Origin of the sequence: Amycolatopsis thermophila, from assembly GCF_030814215.1 — a bacterium.
GTDB classification, from domain to species: Bacteria; Actinomycetota; Actinomycetes; order Mycobacteriales; family Pseudonocardiaceae; genus Amycolatopsis_E; species Amycolatopsis_E thermophila.
Genome location: NZ_JAUSUT010000001.1, coordinates 2,242,241 through 2,264,595, shown reverse-complemented (window position 1 = coordinate 2,264,595; position 22,355 = coordinate 2,242,241). Strand labels below are relative to the sequence as shown.

Sequence of the window (22,355 nt, the reverse complement as noted above, 5' to 3'; positions counted from 1 at the left end):
AGTGAGCGGCGATCCGGAGATGCGCAGGGAGGCGACGGCAACCGTGGAGCCACACCGGCCGCTGCTCGTGCGCCTCGGCACGCTCGCCAGGGCAGGCGCACCGGCGGGGTGGGAGCGCATCGAGCTGCGCTTCCGCCAGCTCGGCGAGCACACGGAGCTGGAAGCGCTCGCGTTCACCCGGGGCGCGGGCCACGCCTACCGGGTTCCCGCCGACCTGACCGAAGTCTTCAGTGAGCTGCGCGCCGCGATGTACGAGGCCGGACGGGGTGCGTGGCTGCAGGCCCGGTACGCACTGCGGCCCTCCGGAGAGTTCGACCTCGAGGTCGACGCGACGTCACAGCCGGGGTTCCGGCATCCCCCGGACGACCTCGTCCTAGTGCTCGAGCACGAGGGCAAGGCGTTCCCCCGCGAACCGGAACACGTCCCCGACTGGTGGCGGCGCGCGGCCGGCATGGCGCTGGGCATCCGGTTCCGGCACGCCCGCGTGGTCGATTCCTACGAGAACACCGACGCGCCGGTACTCGGCAGGCCGCCGGTGCCGGAGGACGAAGTCCCGGCGATCCTGAGCTACCTGGAGCGGCCGCCGGCCGTGCTGGTCGGCAGCGGTCTGGGGCCGGACATCTTCAGCGGCGGCACCGAATCCGACGTCCCGGAGAGCTACCACACGGACGGCACCTGGATCTGGCACGCGTCCGTGCCCCACTACCTGCGCAAGTACGGCACCCCGCCGGAACCCGATTTCCTCGCGCACATCCGCGGTCAGGACTTCCAGCCGCCGTACGTCGACAAGTTGACCCGGCGGACGGCGGCGGCCGAGTTGCTCGGGCGGCCGCGCCCGAAGGCCGATCCGGACGAAGCCCTGCCGACGAGCGGTGACATCGCGGCCGACCTGGAAACCCGCACGGACCCGGCCCTGGAGGACCCGGCGCTGCTGGTCGTGCTGGCGCACCGGCTGTCCGAGCACGGCGTCTGGCCCGAGGCCTACCGGCTGGCGGCCCGCGCGGACGGCGCGTGGTGCCTCAACCCGACCGACCGGGGCTGGGAGGTCGCGCGCTACGCCGGCGGCGCCCCGGTCCGGCCGCAGTACTTCGACCGGGCGGAGGACGCCGCCCAGCACCTGCTCGGCGCGCTGCTGTTGCATCCGGCGCGGACGACGGGCGGTGCGGAGACGCCGCTGGAGACGTCCGCCGAGCTCGCCGACTGGCCGATCCAGCCGGTGGACGGCGACCCGCCGCTCACCTTGCTGCGCAACAAACGTCTCGTCCGGCTCACGACCGGCACGGTCGTGCTGCGGTTCGGCGACGCCCGCGGCAACCTGGTCCACCACGACGAGACCCGGTTCCCCGCGACTTCCCTGCCCATCGAGCGGGAACGCGAGGAGCGGCGCTACCGGGTCAGACGCCCGGTTCCGGTGGTGCTCGGCATCGCGGTGCCCTGGGCGAACCTGCCCGGCGGTGGCGTGGGATACGTCCTGCCGAAGCGGCTGAGCGAGCACGAGGCCGACGGAAGCCTGGAAAGGATCGAGTAGTGGAATCGGCAGAAGCCGTCGCCAAGGTCGAGGAGTGGCTGCGCGACGTCCACGGCGCCGACGCGGATGTGCGCGTCGACCACGACCACGTCCTCCGGGTCGTGGAAGGGTGGTACGTCCCCTACAACTCGGTCGGCTTCCTCGACGGCGGGGACATCGGGGCCCGGATCATCCCGCCGCCCGCGCTGATCGTGCGGGAGCCGGAGGGGGACCTGCGGCACGCGTCGCCGCTGCCGGGCGGGCCCAGCATCCCCGTCCAGTACCACGACCGCGACCACTGGGCCGAGATGATCGACCCGGAGTACCTCGACGCGGGCGTGGCTCACCTGGGCATACCGCTCACGGCGATCACGGGCTGGCAGCGCTTCACGGCCGACGGCACCGAGACCGAGGAGACGCGGCCGAACCCCGAGTACCGGACGGGTCCGCTCCGCCGCGGTTACCCGGCGCCCTGGACGGCGCTCGACTACCTCGTCGAGTTCCGCGACGTCGGGTGGCTCGACCAGCGCCGGTTCGTGATCGGCCTGCTGGAGCACAGCCTGCTGGTCCCGGTGGCCGACGACCAGGTGCGGTACCAGTCCGTGACGGACGGCCGGCGAACCGTGGAGTTGTGGACGTCCACGCGTTACCTCCCGCCCGGGATCCGGGAGTGGATCTGGCTCGACCCGGTGAGCCTCGTCGAGCAGGTGCCCGAGGCGGATCTGGTCGTCCACGGTCCGTGGCAGCTCCCGGTCACGACGACCACCGAGGAGATCCGCGCGGCTCAGGCGGAGTTCCCGCGCCGCAGCGAACGGATCTACACCACCGGCAACTGCCCCGAAGCGCTGCCCGAGGTGAGGCGGTGGGCGGCCGACGTCGCGGCCCGGATCGGGCTGCCCGACCCCGTCGAGCCGCCTTCCGACGCCGCCGACCACGCCCGGGCACACGGGTTCGAACTCTCCGCCGAGGAGTGCTACCGGGTGGTGAGTGGCCGGACGTGGTCCCGCCGGCTCGCCATGGTCCTGCCGCCGAATCGACCGTCCGAGCCGGCGGCGTTCGGCCTGACACCGGGGTACGACGACGACGGCAGGCCGACGCTGCGGACGGACTCGTTCGGCAAGTTCGCCGACGTCGGCCAAGACACGAACTTCAGCTGGCAGCGCCTGCTCGGCGCCTACGTCGGGTTCGCCCTCGGCGAGGCACTCGGCGCGCCGGTCGACCGGCTCACGATCGGCGAGATCGAGCGCAGGCACGGGCCGTCGGGTGTCACCGACCTGGCGGCACCGGCCCAAGCCGGACCGATGACCCAGCGGCTGTTGTTCCTCACCGAGGCGTTCCTGCGCACCCCGGCCGACGCGGGTCCGGACATGCTGGCGGCGGCCGCGCGCGAGGCGGTGCCGCGGTGGCAGTACACCCAGGGGCAGGCCGCCGAGCCGGACGGCTGGATGCCGCGGCTGCGCGAACTCCATGCGATCCGGCAGCCGGATCCGGCCGACCTGCGGTCGGGTCCTGCCGTGCTGCTCGGCGCGCTACCGGGGGTGCTCACGCTCGGCGGCCGCGGCGACGTGCCGTTCGGCGGGTCCGAGCGGGCCGTCCGCGCGTTCGCGGCGCTCCCGGAGTCCGGCGAAGGCGATCTGACGGCTGCCGTGTTCCTCGGCCTGCTGCTCGAGCGCTCGTTGGAACGCCCGTTCAGTCCCGCGCTCTGGGTTTCGGCGGGAACGGTTCTCAAGGACCGCGGGGGTCCGCAATGGGACGTCGTCCGCAACATGGCTCAGCGGTCCGTGATCGCGATCCCGAAGTCCGGGATGCACCGGATTCCCGAGCCCGGTGAGATCGGCGACGGGTACGACGCGCTCTCCGTCCTCGGTCGCGCGATCGCCGCCGTCTCCGGTTTCGAGAACAACCCGGAGGCCGCGTTGCTGCGGGCGGTCAACCACTCCGGCCGCAGCGCCCTGACCGGCGCCGTCGCGGGTGCGCTCGCGGGCGCGCGCAACGGCGTGCCCGATCTGCCGCAGAAGTGGGTGGACCAGCTCGAGCTCAGGCCCCTGATCGAACGGGTCGTGACGGACGTGGCCCGCAGGTTCGAAGGAATCCCGGAGGGGGAGGAAGGGCAGCGATGGCTTCGGCGCTATCCGGCGATCCGGCCGTGACGGACGAGCGGTTCACCGACTGGAAGGTCGTGCTGGACCCCGAGTACTGGCGACGCGAGTTCCCCGGTCTCGAGACCCCGCGGCCGGCCATCGTGCGCTGGATCGAGGTCGACGAGCGCGAGCAGCCCACCGGGAATGTGCAGGAGAACCCCGACCACCGTCCCGGACCGGCGTGGATGGGGTACCCGTGGTTGAGCAGCGCCGCCGCCAAGGTGATGGCCATGCGCCGCGTCGGCTGGATCGACGACGTCACGATGCGACGGCTCCTGTTGGACTGCGAGGTCCTCGTGCCGCTCCAGGAGGACGGGCAGCCGATCCGCATGCGCGGGCGGAACGACGAGGTCGTCATCCCCGCCTACAGCTCGAGCACCACCGTCCCGTCCGGCTACCCGCGCTGGCGCCGCATCCGGCCGCGGGACCTGCTGCAGCCCGGGTCGCACGAGGGCTGGCTCGAGATGGACGCGGGCCGGATCAGCGCCGACACGGTCGACCTGAGCCGTGAGATCAACGCCCCGGATCTCGACCGCGACCCTGGGCGCTACACCGACGAGATCGCGCCCGAGGTGTCCCCGGCCGTCACGGAACTCGCCGCGGAGCTGGCTGAGGAGTTCCGCCTCGACCCGCCCGGCCTGGTCGCCCTGCGGCTCAAAGCGGTCGGCGGCTGGGCTCGGGACAACGGTTTCGAGCTGAGCACCGAGGAATGCCGGCGCTACGCGGGCGCCTACGCCCGGTACGTCCGTAACCTCCGGCTGCGCAGCGACAACCAGCCGGTCGACTGGCCCGCGGACCTGGCCGGGAACGGGCTGATCACGCACTACGACAACAGCGGCCGCCCGGAACCGGTGCCGTGGACGCTGGGCAAGTTCGAGCCCGCCGGCATCCGCTCCGGCGTGTTCGCCTGGCACCGCGTGCTCGGGGCGTACGTCGGGTTCGCCATCGGCGAGTGCGTCGCGCTCGGTTCGGGCGACACGCTCGGACCACTCACCCGGCAGGTGCTGCGGCACACCGAGACCGTCCTGCGCGGGCTGCCGTACACGGCGCTCGACGCGAGCGTCCCGGCATCCTTCCCACCTGCGCCGAGGCCGGGCAGCTGGCTGTCGGCCGCGCTGGGCGCCGGGCCGGAACTGCCGCCGAACCCGCTGACCGCCGCCCTGGCCGTGACGATGACGGGGGGAGTCCGGTTCGAGGACAGCGGTTTCCCGGTGCAGCGGGAGCTCGCCCACAAGCTGACGGGCGCGGGCGACGACACCCTCACCGCCGTCGAACTGCTCGTCCGAGTGTTCACGAAGCTCCTCGGCGAGGGTGAGTTCGTCTTCCCGCCGCACGTCCACCTGCAGGAGATGCGGGCGTCGGGACCGGCTCCGTTCGCCGACATCGCCGGCATCGTTCTCGCCCTGCGGTCCGGGCGTGAGGTGCCGGACGTCGAGCAGATGGAGACACTGGGTACCCCCGGCAGCGCGTTGACCGTGGCCGCCCGCGCGCTGTTCGCCGCCACCAAACGGCACCACGAACCGCTCGCCGCGATCCAGAGCGCCGCGGCGCAGTCCGCCGACGGTCCGCTGGCGGCGGCACTGGCCGGGGCCCTCACTGGTGCTCGCGTCGGGGTGCCCGGCCTTCCCGCGGACCTCGTCGGCGCCCTGGCACCGCTGGGACTCCTGGACAACATCGCGAGCGACGTGTTCCGGCACTTCAACCGCAACGGCGTCGTCCGCGACCGGTCGATGCAGGAGTACTGGGCGCAGCGCTACCCGAAGGAATGACGGTCGATGCGGCGCGCTGGCGGGGCAGTCTCCTCGCCGGCGCGATCGGTGACGCCCTCGGCGCGCCCGTCGAAGCTCTGCCGTTCGCGCGGATCGAGGAGCTCGCCGGGCCCGGTGGGGTCACCGACTACCTGGACCACCGCGACGGCGCCGGGTCGATCACCGACGACACGCAGATGACGCTGTTCACCGCGGAGGCACTGATCCGCGCCCGCGGTACCGACCTGCGGCCCGCGCTCCAGGCCGCCTACCAGCGCTGGCTGCACACGCAGGGCGTGCCGTGGGAGAAGGCGCGCGGGCCGCGCGTCACCTCGCCCGGGCCGGACGGGTGGCTGGTCACGAACCGGGCGCTGCACCACCGGCGCGCACCGGGGTCGACCTGCTTCTTCGCGCTCCGGGCCTACGGGCGGGGCGTTGCCGCGCCCAACGACTCCACGGGCTGCGGCGGTGTCATGCGGGCCGCGCCGGTCGCGGTGTGGTCGGACGATCCGGCCGCGGTGTTCGAGGCCGGGGTGATCAGCGCGGCGATCACGCACGGCCATCCGAGCGGGCAGCTCCCGGCGGGCGCGCTCGGCGTGATCGTGCACCAGTTGATCCGCGGTGCCGCACTGCCCGCGGCGATCGATGTCGCGCAGGACCTGCTGCGCCACCGGCCGGGGCACGAAGAGACCCTCGCGGCGCTGGACGCGGCCCTCGCCCTGGGCGGCCCGCCGTCACCGGCGAAGGTCGCGTCCCTGGGCAGCGGTCACACCGGCGAGACCGCGCTCGCGATCGGCGTGTATTCGGCGCTGGTCACCGATGATCCCGACACCGCCCTGCTGGTGGCCGTGAACCACGACGGGGACAGCGACTCGACCGGTTCGGTGTGCGGGAACATCGTCGGCGCGCGGTACGGCGAACAGGCGCTCCGCCGGGACTGGCTCGCGCGGTTGGAGCTGCGGGACGTGATCGAGCGGCTGGCCGCGGACGCCCTGCTCGGATTCGGTCCGAATCCTCCCGACGGGGAAGGTTGGTACGCAGCGTATCCGCCCGGCTAGATTTGACGGGCGTTCGACGAGCAGGGGGTACTCGTGCGGTATCGGGTCGAGTTGGCGGAGCGTCCGGACGGGCTGTACGCCGTCTGGCAGGGCCGTGTGTTCGCTGCACAGCGGTCCAGCGCGGACGCTTCGGTCCTGCTCGTGGCCGCGCCCGGCGAGGACGCCCCCGCGGATTTCGACACCGAGCACGAGTCGCGCCCGGCGAAGGTCGTGCCGGAGGCCGAGGTCGCCTCGACGTTCAGCCTCCAGACCCACTGCCTCTTCGACGACGACATCTACCGCATCGCGCCGGGCGAGGGGCTGAACCTGCGCTGGACCGGGACCGACGAGGTCCGCGCGCAGCAGCTCGGCCTGCACGACTTCGGGGTCACCGCCACCGAGGCCGAGATCACCGCGATCTGGCAGGAACGCCACGACTTCACCACCGGCCCGCGCACGGCGGGCACCGGTGATCCGCAGGAGCTGGTGCGCGACATCGCGCGGTTGCTGCGGACCGTGGTGCCCGACGGCTGGGAACGCATCGCGGCGCAGTTCCGGCAGGTCGGCGACTACGCGGAGATCGAGGTGCGGGCCGTCGGCGAGGGCGAATCGGTGTCGCTGCCCGCCTCGCCGCGGCTCGGGCAGCTGTTCAGCGACCTGCGCGCCGCGATGTACCAGGAGGGCGCCGGGACCTGGTTCAAGGGCACGCTGACGCTGGTCGCGCCGTCGGACTTCACGTTCGACTACGACGCGCGGGCGGAGCCGAACTGGCGCCAGTCGCCGGCGGGACGGCCGACCGCGCGGGCGTACGAGGCGGAGCTGGAGCACTTCCCGCGCGAACGCGGCGCGGTCCCGGACTGGCTCGCCGCGAAGGCCGGACTCCCGGTCGACGTGGCGTTCCGGCACGCGGCCGTCGTCGACGCGCAGAACCCGGGGGAGCCGCCCGTGGTCAACCGGCAGGCCCTGCCGCCGGACGAGGCGCGCGCCCTGTTCGACTACCTCTACCGCGCGCCGGTCGTGCTGAGCAGGCCGTACCGGCTGCCGGACCTGTTCGCCCCCGCCAACCCGCCCGACGTGCCGGACGCGTTCCACACCGACGGCGAGTGGATCTGGGCCGCGGCCGTGCCGCACTACCTGCGCAAATACGGTCTGCCGCCGCAACCGGAACTGACCGAGCGCATTCGCGCGCTGGGGTACCGGCCGCCGGCTGTGCCGCCCCACCTGCTGGCCGCGGCCGAGGCGGAACTGCAGGGCCGTCCGCTGCCGACGCAGCCCGACGCGGGCGAGGTGGACGCGGTCACGCTGACCGAGCGCGGCGGCGACCCGCCGTACGGGCTCCGGGCGTCCGAGGTGCTGACCGTGCTGGAGCGCCGGCTGGCCGAGCACGGGATCAAGCCGTCGGCGTACCGGATCGGCTCCCGCGCGGAGGGGGCGTGGAGCCTGCGGCGGACCGAGTCGAGCTGGGAGGTCACCGGCCCGGACGGCGCCGAACCGGCCGCGTTCTCGCGGGTCGAGGAGGCGGCGCGGTTCCTGCTCGGGTCGCTGCTGCTGTACCCGGTGCGGGTGGCCGACGACGAGGGCGAGTGGCCGATCGTGCCCCTGCGCGGCGAACCACCGCTGACCTTCTACCGCGCGAAACGCCTGGTCACGCTGCCCATCGGCACGACGCTGGTCCGGTTCGGACCGGAGACGGGGAACCTGGTGCACGAGGAGACCGCCCGCTTCCCGGAGACGTCGCTGCTGCCCGAGCGGGAGGTCCAGCGGGCGCGGTACCGGATCACGCGCCCGCTGCGGGCGCTGACGGGCGTCACCGAGCCGTGGGGCGCACTCCCCGGCGGGGCCGTGGCCTACTTCCTGCCCCACCCCGTCGGGCAGCACGTCGAGACCGGTGCGCTGGAGCGGATCTAGGAGTCGCCCCTCTCGAGCAACTCGCTGATGCGGGCCATACCGCTCGCCATCATCGCGAAGCCGTTCCGCACCTCGGTCTCCAAGCGGCCCAGCCGCTGACCGTGGTCGACTTGCGTCTCGCGGAGCGCGTTGAGAACGCGTGTGTGGGCCTTGAGCTCCGCCTTCACTTCACCGACGTCGTGGGACGCGCCGGCAGCGAGGACTCTCGAGGCCGCGGCTTCGTCGCGGGCGAGACGGGCGATCTCCAGCGCTTCGATGGCGAGCCTCCGGGTTTCGTTCTGTTCATCGGTCATGCGCGGCAAGTTATCCACCCGGAACCAGCCCCTTTCAGCGCGAACGCGCCATACCGCGCGATTCCCCGTCAATCATCGCGGCATCCAGAGGGTCACGCGAGTTCCGCTGCCCGGGCTCGACTCGACCCGCGCGCGGCCGCCCGCTTCGGCCAGGCGGGCCGTGATCGACTCGCTGATGCCGAACCCCGGGGGCCGGTCCGTTTCGTCGAAGCCGACGCCGTGGTCGCGGATCACCACGGCCACGCCGCCGTCCCGTTCCTCAGCCCGCACGACGACCCGGTCGGTTCCGCTGTGCTTCAGCGTGTTCCGCAACGCTTCCCGCGCGGCGTCGCGGATCGCGACCTGCCGGACCTCGGTCAGGGTGTCCGCGTCGAGCTCGGCCATGACCAGCTGGGCGCGCAGGCCGTCGCGGGCCATCTCGGCCGCGAGAGCGGCCAGTTTCTCGCCCAACGGGCTCGGTCCGTCCGTCCCGGATTCAATCGTCTGCCGCAGTTCCATCGCCTGCGCGCGGGCCAGCCGCCGCAACTCGCTGAGCTGGTGCTCGCTGCTGCCGGTGCCGGGCAGGGTCATCGTCTCCAGGGTCTGCAGCACCGTGTCGTGCAGCATGCGCTGCTGCCGCGCGCGCTCGGCCTCGCGCCCGTGCCGGATGCCGTACGCCAGGGCCAGCCGCGTGCCCAAGCCGAGCAGCACCAGCGCACCCGTCGCCGTGACCAGGACACCGGCGATCGTCCCGAGTCCGGCGAAGGCTTGTTTCACGTTGAACACGCCCGAATTGAGCCACCACGCGACCCCGGCCAGCGGAATGCTCAGCACCACCAGACCGAGCCCGTACCCCAGGCCGAGCGCGAGGGTCAGCAGCGCGACGCCGCCGAGCAGCTGCTTGCCGGGCACCTGCATCGCCGTCGCGAAGGCCGCCCCGGGCACGCTCGCCGCGACCACCAGGTCGGCCGCGACCGTGACCACCACGTCGGCCACCAGCAGCCACACCGCGCCGCGGCTGTGGAACGGCGCCGACCGGAACAGCCAGCGCAGGCCGTGGGCGTTCCACGCGATCACCACGGCCGCGACCGCCACGACCAGGCCCACCCCGCCGTGCCCGTCGGCGAGGAACGCGGCCAGCGCCCCCGCGACGGCCAGCACGCGGTAGATCAACGGCACCATCGCCACGTACCGGGTCGCGCGGAGCAGCAGGTTGTCCGGGGCCGCGAGGTCGACCGGGCCCGCCATGCGCCGCATGCGCCGCAGCGGGGACGCCGGCGCCGGATCGGCGACCTCGTCATCCAGTCCGCCGGTCACACCGGCCATCGCGGGCGCACCCCGCCGGAGCAGGGTCCCCAGGTAACTCACCGCGCGCGGTGCGGACATCACGACCTCCCGGTCGTCTCGGCGCACCCGTAAGTTACAGCCCGTTCTCCTCGGCCCAGCGCCGCAACTCGGCGACCGCCTCGTCGTGGTCGAGCGGGCCGCGGTCCAGGCGCAGTTCCTTCAGGTGCTTCCACGCCTTGCCCACCATCGGTCCCGGCGGCAGGCCGAGGATCTTCATGATCTCGTTGCCGTCCAGGTCGGGCCGCACCTTCGCGAGGTCCTCCTCGGCCTGGATGCGCGCGATCCGCTCCTCGAGCTCGTCGTAGGTCCGCTGCAACGCGGCCGCCTTGCGCTTGTTGCGCGTCGTGCAGTCGGCGCGGACCAGCTTGTGCAGGCGGGGCAGCAGCTCGCCGGCGTCGGTGACGTACCGGCGCACCGCGGAGTCGGTCCACTCGCCCTTGCCGTACCCGTGGAAGCGCAGGTGGAGGAACACGAGCTGGCCGACGTCCTCGATGATCTGCTTCGGGTACTTCAGGGCCCGCAAACGCTTGCGGGCCATCTTCGCGCCGACCACCTCGTGGTGGTGGAAGCTCACCCCGCCGCCCGCTTCGAACTTCCGGGTGGCCGGCTTGCCGATGTCGTGCAGCAGCGCCGCCAGCCGGAGCACGAGGTCCGGCTCGGCGTCCGGGTCGTCGCGGCGTTCCAGCGCGATCGCCTGCTCGAGCACGGTCAGCGAGTGCTGGTAGACGTCCTTGTGCTGGTGGTGCTCGTCGATGGCCAGCCGCATGCCCGGCACCTCGGGCAGGACGTGGTCGGCGAGACCGGTATCGACCATCAGCTCCAGTCCGCGTCGCGGGAACCGGCCGAGCAGCAGCTTCGACAGCTCGGTCTGCACGCGCTCCGCGGTGATCCGCTCGATCTCACCGGCCATCTCGGTCATCGCGGTGACCACGCGCGGCGCCGGCTCGAAGCCGAGCTGCGCGACGAACCGCGCGGCGCGCAGCATGCGCAGCGGGTCGTCGGCGAAGGACTCCTCCGGTGTGGCCGGCGTGTCCAGCACCTTCCGCCGCAGCGCGTCCAGCCCGTCGTGCGGGTCGACGAACTGCTTGGTCGACAAGTCGATCGCCATCGCGTTGACCGTGAAGTCGCGGCGCTTGAGGTCGCCCTCGATCGAATCGCCGAAGGTGACCTCGGGGTTGCGGCTCACCCGGTCGTAGACGTCGGCGCGGAACGTGGTGATCTCCAGCGTCGATCCGCGCTTGGTGACGCCCACTGTGCCGAAAGCGATGCCCGCCTCCCACACCCCGTCGGCCCAGCCCCGGACGATCTTCAGGATCTGCTCGGGGCGCGCGTCGGTGGTGAAGTCGAGATCGGCGGACAGCCGGCCGAGCAGAGCGTCCCGCACGCTGCCGCCGACCAGGTACAGCCGGTGACCGGCCGCGGCGAACCGCGCGGCCAGTTCGTCGGCCAGCGGGGAGATCCGCATCAGCTCGGTCACCGCGTTCCGCTTCGCGGTCAGTTCGTTCACCGGGATCGAACCGCCTCCGGGGTCGACTCAACCATGACAGACACGAGGAACCAGCCTACCCATCGACCGGGAGTGAACGGTCAGCTACGCAGTACCGGCCGGGGCGGGCCGCTACGCACTAGCATCGCAGCATGTCTGGATCGGCCGGTCGTTCCGGCGGGGGTAAGCCGCGACGCCGGTCGCGACGCCGCCGCGGCCGGCGGATGACGACCTCCGTGGAGACCTCCGCCGGCGGCCTGGTCGTCGACCCGGCCAGGGAGAACGCCGTGCTGATCGGCAGGCTGGACCGCCGCGGCAAGCTGCTGTGGTCGCTGCCCAAGGGCCACATCGAGGACGGCGAGACGGTCGAGCAGACCGCCGTCCGCGAGGTGAAGGAGGAGACGGGCATTTCCGCGGAGGTGCTGCGCCCGCTCGGGACGATCGACTACTGGTTCGTGGCCGACCGCCGCCGCGTGCACAAGACGGTGCATCATTTCCTGCTGGAAGCCACCGGCGGCGAGCTGTCCGACGAGGACTCGGAGGTCACCGAGGTGGCCTGGGTGCCGGTCGCCGAACTGGAGACCCGGCTCGCCTACACGGACGAGCGGTCACTGGTCCGCAAGGCCAGGGAGCTGTTCGACGAAACGCGAGCGACAGAAGGAGCGTCGGAGTGAAGCGGTTCGCCGCCACCGGGCTGGTTGCGTTCCTCCTCGCCGTACTCACGCCGTTCGTCGCAGGAGCGCAGACCGGCGACTCCGCGAGCCGCCTGCGGCTGGACGTCTCCCAGCTGAACCCGCGCGTGGTGACCACGACCTCGACGACGCTCAACGTCACCGGCACCGTGACCAACGTCGGCGACCGGCGGATCAGCGCCCTGCAGGTCCGGCTCGAGCTGGGCGAGCGGATGACCTCCGAGCGCCAGGTGCGCACCGCGATGGGCGGCACGCCCGCGGCACCGGCGTCGAGCACCGACTTCCTGGACATCGAGCCGTCGACCCTGGAGCCGGGGCAGACCGGACAGCTCAACGTCACGGTCCGGCTGGACGGCACGCGCGGTGGGCTGCGCCTGACCACCCCGGGCCTGTACCCGCTGCTGGTCAACGTCAACGGCACGCCGGCCTACGGCGGCGCGGCGCGGCTGGCGTCGCTGAGCATGCTGCTGCCCGTCCTGTCCGCGCCCGGCAAGAACGCGACCACACAGAACACGGCTCCGGCGCAGTTCACGATGCTGTGGCCGATCGCCGACACCCGGCCGCGGATCGTGTCCGCGCCGCTCGGCGGCACCGCCGTCCTCTCCGACGACGTGCTGGCGGGCGAGCTGCGCCCCGGCGGCCGCCTGTACGGGCTGGTCGCGTCGGCGGCTGCGATGCGCGACGACCCGCAGGTGAGCCGTGCGCTGTGCTACGCGATCGACCCCGACCTGCTCGACACGGTGGACGCGATGTCCCGCGGCTACCAGGTCCGCACCGGGACCGGCACGGTGGCGGGCACCGGCGCCGAGGCCGCCAAGTCGTGGCTGGATTCGCTGCGTTCGCTGGTCGCCGGGCAGTGCGTGGTGCAGTTGCCCTACGCCGACGCCGACCTCACCGCGTTGTCCAAGGTGCGCGGCGGTGACCTGCTGCCGTTCGCGCTCGACACCGGTTCACACGTGCAGGAGCTGCTCGGGGTCGCGCCGCAGGACGGCGTGCTGTGGGCCGACGGTGCGCTGGACCAGGGCACGCTCACCGCGCTGGACAACCGGGGCGTCCGCACGCTCATCACCGACCCGCTGACCAGCACCCAGTCGGCCGGCGGGGTCACCCTGGACGGCACCCGCCTGCGCGCCCAGCAGGCCGACTCACTGGTGCTGTCCGGGCTTACCGGTGATTCGGCCGGCTCCGACGAGGCCACCTCCGCGACCCCGGTCGACGACCCGGACATCGCGACGCAGAACGGCCTGGCCGCGCTCGCGTTCCGCGGTGGGCTGTCCGGCGCCGCGTCCCGGCCGGTGCTGGTCGCGCCGCCACGCCGGTGGAACGCCTCCCAGGGCGACCTGACCGGGTTCCTGCGCGAGGTCGGCGACTTCGTCGACCGCAACCTGCTGACGCCGCAGTCGCTGCCCGCGCTGCTGTCGACCGCGGTCGCGGGCAGCGCCAAGATGAGCTACACCGCCGAGGACGTCGCCACCGCGACGCCGGCATCGGTGACCGACGAGATGGCCTCGATCGAGGGCACGATGGGGGACCTGCAGGGCGCCATGCAGGTCGACCCGGCCGCCCAGGTCCAGCCCGCGCAGCTGCTCGAACCGCTGCGCTTCGCTCTGGTGCGCAACACGTCGGCCGCCTGGCGCCCGCAGCAGGGCGCCGCGGAGGCGTCCGCCGCCGACTCCCGCGCCGAGCTGGACGCCCTGCTCGGCAGCGTCACCGTGGACACCCCGGCGCAGCCGATCTCGATGGCGTCCGGGTCGGCGCCGCTTCCGGTGTCGCTGAGCAACAAGCTGCCCGTGCAGATCGTGGTGCGCATCCAGCTGGCGAACAACCCGGGCCTGCGCGCCGAGCAGGTGCCGGACCGGCTGCTGCCGGCCGGGCTGACCGGCGGCGAGCGGATCCCGGCCGAGGCGCTGCGGGCCGGCGTGTTCAACGTGACCGTGTCGCTGACCACTCCCGGCGGCACGCCGCTCGGCCATCCCGCCCGGTTCGAGCTGCGGTCGAACGAGTACGGCGTGGTGACGCTGGTCCTCACGATCGCCGGTGCGGCGGCCCTGGTCCTGCTCTCCGCCCGGCAGATCTACCGTCGCGTCCGGGCCCGCCGGGCCTGACCGACTACCCTGGGGTGCCAGAACCGGACCGGCGAGGATTGGGCGCGCGTTGGACAGAGACCCGGGGTGGCCACCCGAGCGTCCCGCCGACCGCGCAGCACGGCGTCCGCCGCCTGATCGCGCTCGGCAGGACCAGATCCGCCGCATCCCACCTGCTGCGGACGGCAGGCCGCGTCCGCAGCAGGTCAACCGCCAGCAGGGGCAGCTGCCCCCGGACCGGGTGCAACCGCCGCCGCCACCGCGCCGGCAGCCGCCGCCGACGGGCCGCCAGGCGCCGCCGGACCGGCGGCAGCCCGTCCGGCCGTGGCGGCAGGAACGGGAGCGCCACCAGGACAGCATGCCGTTCGGCGCGCCACCGCTGCCGCCGAACGACCCCGACGCGACGATGCTGATCCCGCGGATCAGCGGCGTGCAGGGCGGCAACCGCTGGCCGGTGGCCGACCCGGACGTGCTGCGGCCCTACGACGCGCTGGCCACGCGGATGATGCCGCGCATCTCCGCCTCGCCGGGCACCGCGTTCGGGGAGGGGCCGGGGCTCGACGCCACCGGGTTCCACGCGCCGGTCGAGGCGCCGGAGAAACCGGCCGCACCGTCGCTGGCGAAGTCCAGCAGCCGGATCGCGATCGCGTCGCTGATCAGCCGGATCACCGGGTTCTTCTGGAAGATCATGCTGGTCTGGGCCGTGGGCACCACGGTCATCAACGACTCGTTCAACATCGCCAACACGCTGCCGAACATCGTCTTCGAGCTGCTGCTCGGCGGCGTGCTGAGCAGTGTCGTGGTGCCGCTGCTGGTCCGCTCGCAGGACGACAAGGACGGCGGCACGGCCTACACGCAGCGCATGCTGACCGTCGGGTTCGTGCTGCTGCTGATCGGCACGGTGGTCGCGGTGGCGGCCGCGCCGTTGCTGACCTCGCTGTACCTGGACGCCAACGCCACACCCGCCGCCACCGGCCTGACCAACGCGTTCGCCCGGCTGCTGCTGCCGGAGATCCTGTTCTACGGCCTGTTCGCGCTGCTCTCGGCGATCCTCAACGCCAAGCAGATCTTCGGCCCCCCGGCCTGGGCGCCGGTGGTGAACAACCTGGTCGTGATCTTCACGCTCGCGGTGTACATCCTCACCCCGGGCGAGATCGTCCCCACCTACCCGGTCGACGCGAGCCAGCCGAAGCTGCTGCTGCTGGGCATCGGCGTGACGATGGGCATCGTCATCCAGGCGATCATCCTGGTGCCACCGCTGCTGCGCACCGGGTTCCGGTTCAAGTGGCGCTGGGGCATCGACAAGCGCATGAAGGAGTTCGGCGGGCTCGCGCTGTGGATCCTCGGCTACGTCGCGGTCAGCCAGATCGGCTTCACCGTCAACACGCGGGTGCTGACCAGCGGCGACCCCGGCGGCGTCACGATCTACTCGAACGCGTGGCTGCTGTTCCAGCTGCCCTACGGCGTCATCGGCGTCTCGCTGCTGACCGCGATCATGCCGCGGCTGTCGCGCAACGCCGCCGACGGCGACACCCGCAAGGTGGTCGCCGACCTGTCCTACGCCTCCCGCATCTCCACGGTGATGCTGGTGCCGATCGCGGCGGTCATGTCGGTGATCGGCACCTCGATCGGTGTCGCGCTGTTCAGCGGCGGCGAGAACACGCCCGAGCAGGCCGGCCGGCTGGGCGAGGCGCTCGCGATCTCGGCGTTCGGCCTGCTGCCCTACGCCCTGGTCATGCTCCAGCTGCGGGTGTTCTACGCGATGAAGGACGCTCGCACGCCGACGCTGATCATGGTCGTGATGACGCTGGTCAAGATCCCGCTGCTGTACCTGTGCCCGGTACTGCTGTCGGACCAGAACATCGTGCTCGGCGCGATGATGGTCAACTCGCTGACGTTCGTGGTCGGCGCGATCATGGGCCAGGTCTGGCTGTGGGTGAGCCTGGGCAACCTGCGCAGCAGGCGGGTGCTCGGCGTGATCCTGTTCACCGTCGTGGCGAGCGCGCTGGGCGTGGTCGCCGCGGTGCTGGCCGGGTTCGTCGTGCCGGACGTCGGCGGACGGCTCACCGCGTGGATCAAGCTGATCCTGCAGGGCATCGTCGGTCTGGGCGTGTCGTTCGGCGTACTCGCGCTGCTCAAGGTGGACGAGCTGAGCCCGGCCACGAAGAGAATCACCCGTTTGATCAAGCGCGGGTAACGAACGACGCACCGATAACCCTGTCTCACCCCTCGTGTTCACGTACCCTCGTCCACAGGCGTGGGAGAGAGAGCGTGGGGTGAACGAGAAGCGGAGCGAGCAGTCCGGTCCGACCCGGACGGGTGTCCGCGCGCGAGGGGGTTCCCTCGCGCCGGGCAGCGTCGTGGGCGACGGCCGGTACCGGTTGCTCGCCCAGTTCGGCATCGACGAGCGGGCGGGCGCACACCTGTGGCGTGCGCGGGACGGCCAGCTGCGGCGGGACGTCGCGCTGACGCTGCTCGTCGGCGACCCGGCGGACGCGGAAGCCGCACGTCAGGCCCGCAAGACGCTTGAGCGCGCGACACACGCGGCCAAGTTCAACCACGAGGCGGTCGCCCGCGTCCTCGACGTGCTCACCCTCGGCAGCGGCATCACCTCCGGTGAGGGCCTGCTGGGCGTGGTCGTCACCGAGTGGACCAAGGGCACCGATCTCATCGACCTGGTCGCCGACCGGCCGGTCCAGCCGCTCACCGCGGCGCGGATGGTCCAGCGGCTCGCCGAGGCGGTGGAGCGCGCGCACCACTCGGGTCTGGTGCTCGGCCTCGACCACCCGCAACGCCTGCGCCTGACCACCGAGGGCTCGCTGCGCCTGGCGTTCCCCGGGCCGCTGCCGGACGCGACGCTGCGCGACGACGTGAAGGCGATCGGCGGCATCCTGTACCTGCTGCTCACCGGCCGGTGGCCGCTGCCGGGCGGCCCCGCCGCCGTCCCGGCCGCACCGCACGCGCCGAACGGCCGTCTGGTCCCGCCGCGCTCGCTGCAGCCGTCGGTACCGCAGGAGCTGTCGTCCCTGGCGGTCCGCACCGTCGAGGACGGCGGTCCGGGCGGCATCCGCACCAGCGCCGCGATCGTGCGCGCGCTGGAGATGGCCGCCGAGGCCGAGGAGCGGACGCAGCTGATCAAGGCCCAGATGGAGGCCGACGGCGACAGCACGATCTGGACCACGAAGAAGCCGGTCAAGGACCGGGCGCGCCGCCGCAAGCTGGCGCTCGGCGTCACGGTGCTGGTCGTCGCCGCGGTCGGCATCCTCGCCTGGCTCGGCATGCTGGCCATCAGCTTCTTCCAGGACGACCCCAGCTCGGGCGGGCCGCCGATCAACGTGGCCAACCCGACCCCGACGGCATCGGCCTCGGCGCCGGTCAACCCGTCGCCGAACCCGCCGCCCGCCACCGCGGGCCAGCCGCAGATCGGCGGGCCGGTGGGGCCGGAGAGCGTCACGGTCTACAACCCGGACGGCAACGGCGACAACACCAGCCGGGCCCGCAACACCGTCGACGGCGACAAGTCCACGATCTGGCGCACCGATCAGTACCGGCAGCAGTTCCCGGCGATCAAGGAGGGCGTCGGCCTGCTCGCGAGCTTCGACAAGCCGATCAACCTCGCCAAGATCACGGTCACCGCGGACAGCCCGGGCACCTCGATCGAGATCCGGCTCGCCGACTCGCGCAACCCCGAACTGGCCGACACCCGCGTGGTCGGTCAGGGCACGCTGAACGGGCCGACCACGGACATCACCCTTCAGCAGCCCCAGCAGGCGCAATACGTGATCATCTGGATCACTCGATTGAGTGACACGGACAAGGGCTACCAGTCCCAGATAGGCGAATTGACGTTCCTGCCCGCCCAGTAGTGTGCTGCGGGTGACCGCAGCTGCACCAACGGACGCCGACCTCCTCGCGGCGCACGCGTCGGGTGACCCGCACGCGTTCAGCGAACTGGTCCGGCGGCATCGGGACCGCATGTGGGCGGTGGCCCTGCGCACCCTCCGCGACCCCGAGGAAGCCGCCGACGCCCTGCAGGACGCCTTCATCTCCGCCTTCCGTGCCGCCGCGAACTTCCGGGCGGAATCCCAGGTCACGACCTGGCTGCACCGGATCGTGGTGAACGCGTGCCTGGACCGGGTCCGGCGCAGGCAGGCCCGCCCGACGGTGCCCCTGCCCGAGACCGGGGTGAACGAGCCGGCGACACCACGCGACAGCATGGCCGACCGGGAGACCCGCCTGGTCATCAAGGAGGCGCTGGCGCAGCTGCCGGAGGACCAGCGGATGCCGATCGTGCTGGTCGACGTCGAGGGTTACTCGGTGAGCGAGACCGCGCGGATGCTCGGGATCGCCGAGGGCACGGTGAAGAGCCGGTGCGCGCGGGGACGCGCCAAGCTCGCCAAAGTTCTCGGCCATCTCCGGAACCCGGATGCAATAGCGAACGTCCCAACTTCCGAAAGCAAACGGGAGCGCGGCGGCCGGTCTGGGGCACAGCGCGAGAGGGAGGGACGATGACGGACGAGAGTCGGGGGATCGAGGCCGCCGGCCCGCCCTGGTCTGTCGACCTGCTCGCCGACCTGCACGCCGGTGCCCTCGACGAGGACCAGGCCGCGCGGTTGTGGCCGCGGGTGCAGGCCGATCCCGAGGCGCGCGCGATCATCGAAGCCCTGGAGCTGACCACCGCCGACCTGGCGAACCTGGCCACCGAGGTCCCGCCGATGCCCGCGGACGTCGCGGCCCGCATCGACGCGGCGATCGCCGACGAGGCGCGGCGGGCGTTCCCGCCGCAGCAGCCCGGCCTGGCGCCGGTGGTGAGCCTGGACGCGGCCCGGCGCCGCCGGAACAAGCGCATAGGCTGGATCAGCGGGGTGGTGGCCGTGGCCGCCGCCGCGGTGGCCGCCGTCGCGATCGCCATCCCGAGCGGTACATCTCCTTCCACGGGCGGCAACGTGGCGGCGCCGCCACCGACCCGGAGCGCGGTCGCGCAGCCACCGCTGAACCTGCGCGGCGACCAGGCCGCCAGCGCGGTGGGCCAGATCGACGGCGTCTTCGACTACGGACCGCTCGGCAACGCCGACGGCCTGCAGGCGTGCCTGAAGGCCGCCGGATTCGCCGACACCGCCAAGCCGGTCGGGGTCCGCCAGGGCACCATCGACGGGCAGCCGGCCGTGCTGACGCTGCTGACGACGGGTCAGCTGGCGAAGTTCCGGCTGGTCGCCTTCACCCCGGCCTGCGGCGCGGGCAACGCCGGCGTCCTGCTGGACAAGGTCATCGGCTAGTCGCGGTCCGTGACGCGGGCGACGCGTGTCACGGCGGGAACACCGGACCCTACGATCGTGTTGAGCCTGGTACGCAGGTCACGACGAGTCGGAGGTCTACGGGTGGCAGCGGAAAACGTTCGGAACCTGATCATCGTGGGGTCGGGTCCGGCCGGGTACACGGCAGCGGTCTACGCCGCGCGTGCCCAGCTGGAGCCGCTGGTGTTCGAGGGTTCGCAGTTCGGCGGCGCGCTGATGACCACCACTGAGGTCGAGAACTACCCGGGCTTCCGGGACGGCATCCAGGGCCCGGACCTGATGGAGGAGATGCGCAAGCAGGCCGAGCGCTTCGGCGCGGAGCTGCGTGCGGAGGACGTGGAGCAGGTCGAGCTGGCGGGCGACGTCAAGTACGTCACCGCCAACGGCACCCGCTACGCGGCCAAGGCCGTGATCCTCGCCATGGGTTCGGCGGCCCGCTACCTGAACGTGCCAGGTGAGCAGGAGCTGCTCGGCCGCGGGGTGTCGGCCTGTGCCACCTGTGACGGCTTCTTCTTCCGCGACCAGGACATCGCCGTGCTCGGCGGTGGCGACTCCGCGATGGAGGAGGCCACCTTCCTGACCAAGTTCGCCCGGTCGGTGACGATCGTGCACCGGCGTGAGGAGTTCCGCGCGTCCAAGATCATGCTCGAGCGCGCCCGTGCGAACGAGAAGATCAAGTGGGCGCTGAACAAGCAGGTCGTCGAGGTGCAGGGGGACACCACGGTGTCCGGCCTGAAGCTGAAGGACACCGTCACGGGCGAGGAGTCAGTGCTCGACGTCACCGGCTTCTTCGTCGCGATCGGCCACGACCCGCGCAGCGAACTGGTCAAGGGCCAGGTCGAGCTGGACGCGGAGGGCTACGTCCTGACCAGGGGCCGCACCTCCTACACCAACGTGCCCGGCGTCTTCGCCGCGGGCGACCTGGTCGACCACACCTACCGGCAGGCCATCACGGCCGCCGGCTCGGGCTGCTCCGCGGCCATCGACGCCGAGCGCTGGCTGGCCGAGCACGCCGGCACCGAGAACGCCGAGGTCGCGCCCGAACTGGTGGGCGGCGGCTACGGCTCCACGAACTGACCGAAGGCTCGTACCAAGTAGGGAGATGAAATGTCCGACACCGTCAAGGTGACCGACCAGTCCTTCGCCGATGACGTCCTGACCAGCGACAAGCCGGTCCTGGTCGACTTCTGGGCGACCTGGTGCGGGCCGTGCAAGATGGTCGCTCCGGTGCTCGAGGAGATCGCCTCCGAGCACAAGGAGAAGCTGACCGTCGCCAAGCTCGACATCGACGAGAACCCGGGCACCGCGCGTGACTACCAGGTCATGTCGATCCCGACGCTGATCCTGTTCCAGGGCGGCAAGCCGGTGAAGCAGATCGTCGGCGCCAAGCCGAAGGCCGCGCTGCTGTCGGATCTGTCCGACGTTCTGGCCTGACCCAGGCAACCTGAACCCGGGGGTGGACGTCTTCACAAGACGGCCCCCGGGTTTTCCATGCCACCCGCCCGGATGACGCACCGACCGGCCCCGCGCGGTCACGGAGAGTTCTCAGGGCAGAATGGGAACCCGAGGCTAGCCCGAGATTGTTTGTGCCGCATCGGTTCTTGATCGATGCCCAAGGAAAGAGCGAGGAGTGCATGCGGGTGCTCCGCCGCGGCGACGTCGGGAACGACGTCGCTGAGATCAGGTCGATGCTGGCCTCGATCGGCCTGCTCCGGCCGGAGGACGGCAACCTGTTCGACCACGAGGTCGAACGGGCCGTTCGCGGTTTCCAGCAGCGTCGTGGTCTGCTCATCGACGGGGTCGTCGGGCCGGCCACCTACCAGGTGCTGCGTGGTGCGACCTTCCACCTGGGCAGCCGTCCGCTGGCCTACCTGATCTCCGCGCCCGTGCACGGCGACGACGTGTTCGCGCTGCAGGACCGGCTCACCGAGCTGGGCTACGACGCGGGCCGTCCGGACGGCATGTTCGGCCCGAAGACCGAGAAGGCGCTGCGCAACTTCCAGCGCGACTACGGCCTGGTCATCGACGGGATCTGCGGTCCGGCGACGGTCCGCGCGCTGCGGCAGCTCTCGCCGCGCGCCCGCGGTGGCCGCCCGGTGCTGCTGCGCGAGCAGGAGCAGGTCCGCCAGTCCGGCCCGCGGCTGCGCGGCAAGCGGATCGTGATCGACCCCGGTCACGGCGGTGCCGACCCGGGCGTCGAGATCGGCGGCCTGCGCGAGGCCGACCTGGTGTGGGACCTGGCGCGCCGGCTCGAGGGCCGGATGAAGGCCACCGGCATGGAGGCGCTGATCTCCCGCGGGCCGGACACCGGCCCGGCCGAGGCCGAGCGCGCCGCGTTCGCGAACAACGCGGGCGCGGACCTGTTCCTGTCGCTGCACTGCGACCGCAACTCCTCGCCGCACGCTCAGGGCGTCGCGTCGTTCCACTGGGGCAACGGGCTGGGCACCACGTCGACGGTGGGTGAGCTGCTGGCCGGCTACCTGCAGCGCGAGGTCGCCGCCCGCACCGGTCTGCTGGACTGCCGCACGCACGCCAAGACCTGGGACATCCTGCGGCTGACCCGGTGCCCGGCGGTGCGGATGGAGATCGGGTACCTGAGCAACCCGGGCGACCGGGCGAAGCTATCCGACCCGGCGTTCCGCGACATCGTCGCCGAGGGCATCCTGATCGCCGTGAAGCGGCTGTACCTGCTGGGCGAGGGTGACCAGCCCACCGGCACCTTCACCTTCGCCGACGTGCTCGCGCACGAGCTCGCCAAGGCCGAATAACCCGCACGAGCACACCCAGGGGTTGTCCACAGGAAGCTGTGGACAACCCCTGCTCTGTGGACGCTTTCTGT

General features: G+C 72.1%; 17 protein-coding genes. 14 read left to right on the top strand and 3 right to left on the bottom strand.

The features are described 5' to 3' along the window. Positions 1-19 precede the first annotated feature (19 nt). From FB470_RS11225 to FB470_RS11205, 5 genes are read left to right on the top strand one after another with little or no spacing between them, the layout of a single operon-like run. Positions 20-1,528, top strand: coding sequence for a glycohydrolase toxin TNT-related protein (locus FB470_RS11225; protein ID WP_306999200.1), 1,509 nt, complete (start codon positions 20-22; stop codon positions 1,526-1,528). Next, positions 1,528-3,657 (top strand): ADP-ribosylglycohydrolase family protein, encoded by a 2,130-nt coding sequence (locus FB470_RS11220; protein ID WP_306990850.1) that lies wholly within the window; start codon positions 1,528-1,530, stop codon positions 3,655-3,657. The genes FB470_RS11225 and FB470_RS11220 overlap by 1 nt, the downstream gene beginning before the upstream one ends. Further along, positions 3,624-5,417, top strand: coding sequence for a hypothetical protein (locus FB470_RS11215; RefSeq protein ID WP_306990848.1), 1,794 nt, complete (start codon positions 3,624-3,626; stop codon positions 5,415-5,417). The genes FB470_RS11220 and FB470_RS11215 overlap by 34 nt, the downstream gene beginning before the upstream one ends. Beyond that, positions 5,414-6,454, top strand: a complete 1,041-nt coding sequence (locus tag FB470_RS11210; protein ID WP_306990846.1) for an ADP-ribosylglycohydrolase family protein — start codon at positions 5,414-5,416, stop codon at positions 6,452-6,454. Before FB470_RS11215 ends, FB470_RS11210 begins: the two co-directional genes overlap by 4 nt. 33 nt (positions 6,455-6,487) lie before the next feature. Next, positions 6,488-8,341 carry a TNT domain-containing protein gene (locus tag FB470_RS11205; protein WP_306990844.1) on the top strand — a complete coding sequence of 618 codons (1,854 nt, stop codon included), beginning with the start codon at positions 6,488-6,490 and terminating at the stop codon, positions 8,339-8,341. Here FB470_RS11205 and FB470_RS11200 read toward each other — a convergent pair. The 3 genes from FB470_RS11200 to FB470_RS11190 all read right to left on the bottom strand — a co-directional run bounded on the left by FB470_RS11200 (position 8,338) and on the right by FB470_RS11190 (position 11,467). Then, positions 8,338-8,634 (bottom strand): hypothetical protein, encoded by a 297-nt coding sequence (locus FB470_RS11200; RefSeq protein ID WP_306990842.1) that lies wholly within the window; start codon positions 8,632-8,634, stop codon positions 8,338-8,340. The genes FB470_RS11205 and FB470_RS11200 overlap by 4 nt on opposite strands. Positions 8,635-8,706: 72 nt before the next feature. Further along, complete coding sequence (locus tag FB470_RS11195; protein ID WP_306990841.1) at positions 8,707-9,999, bottom strand: sensor histidine kinase; 1,293 nt, start codon at positions 9,997-9,999, stop codon at positions 8,707-8,709. 34 nt (positions 10,000-10,033) lie between these two features. Continuing rightward, complete coding sequence (locus FB470_RS11190; protein ID WP_306990839.1) at positions 10,034-11,467, bottom strand: CCA tRNA nucleotidyltransferase; 1,434 nt, start codon at positions 11,465-11,467, stop codon at positions 10,034-10,036. A gap of 131 nt (positions 11,468-11,598) precedes the next feature. Between FB470_RS11190 and FB470_RS11185 the strand changes: the two genes are divergently transcribed. The 9 genes from FB470_RS11185 to FB470_RS11145 all read left to right on the top strand — a co-directional run bounded on the left by FB470_RS11185 (position 11,599) and on the right by FB470_RS11145 (position 22,284). Beyond that, positions 11,599-12,120, top strand: a complete 522-nt coding sequence (locus FB470_RS11185; protein ID WP_306990838.1) for an NUDIX hydrolase — start codon at positions 11,599-11,601, stop codon at positions 12,118-12,120. Then, a complete protein-coding gene (locus tag FB470_RS11180; protein WP_306990837.1) occupies positions 12,117-14,243 on the top strand; it encodes a DUF6049 family protein in 2,127 nt (708 codons plus the stop codon). Before FB470_RS11185 ends, FB470_RS11180 begins: the two co-directional genes overlap by 4 nt. A 337-nt stretch (positions 14,244-14,580) precedes the next feature. After that, positions 14,581-16,419: a murein biosynthesis integral membrane protein MurJ gene (murJ, locus tag FB470_RS11175; protein WP_306990836.1), complete on the top strand. Its 1,839-nt coding sequence runs from the start codon at positions 14,581-14,583 to the stop codon at positions 16,417-16,419. Positions 16,420-16,498: 79 nt separating this feature from the next. Continuing rightward, complete coding sequence (locus FB470_RS11170) at positions 16,499-18,088, top strand: protein kinase family protein (protein WP_306990834.1); 1,590 nt, start codon at positions 16,499-16,501, stop codon at positions 18,086-18,088. 10 nt (positions 18,089-18,098) lie between these two features. After that, positions 18,099-18,734, top strand: coding sequence for an RNA polymerase sigma factor SigM (sigM, locus tag FB470_RS11165; protein ID WP_306990833.1), 636 nt, complete (start codon positions 18,099-18,101; stop codon positions 18,732-18,734). Continuing rightward, positions 18,731-19,498, top strand: coding sequence for a hypothetical protein (locus FB470_RS11160; protein WP_306990831.1), 768 nt, complete (start codon positions 18,731-18,733; stop codon positions 19,496-19,498). The genes sigM and FB470_RS11160 overlap by 4 nt, the downstream gene beginning before the upstream one ends. A gap of 102 nt (positions 19,499-19,600) precedes the next feature. Continuing rightward, entirely contained in the window at positions 19,601-20,593 is a 993-nt protein-coding gene (trxB, locus tag FB470_RS11155) for a thioredoxin-disulfide reductase (protein WP_306990829.1), read from the top strand. A 30-nt stretch (positions 20,594-20,623) separates the two neighbouring features. After that, a complete protein-coding gene (trxA, locus tag FB470_RS11150) occupies positions 20,624-20,950 on the top strand; it encodes a thioredoxin (RefSeq protein ID WP_306990827.1) in 327 nt (108 codons plus the stop codon). A 200-nt stretch (positions 20,951-21,150) separates the two neighbouring features. Then, the gene (locus FB470_RS11145; protein WP_306990825.1) at positions 21,151-22,284 is read left to right on the top strand and encodes an N-acetylmuramoyl-L-alanine amidase; all 1,134 of its coding nucleotides are present in this window, start codon (positions 21,151-21,153) and stop codon (positions 22,282-22,284) included. Positions 22,285-22,355 lie beyond the last annotated feature (71 nt).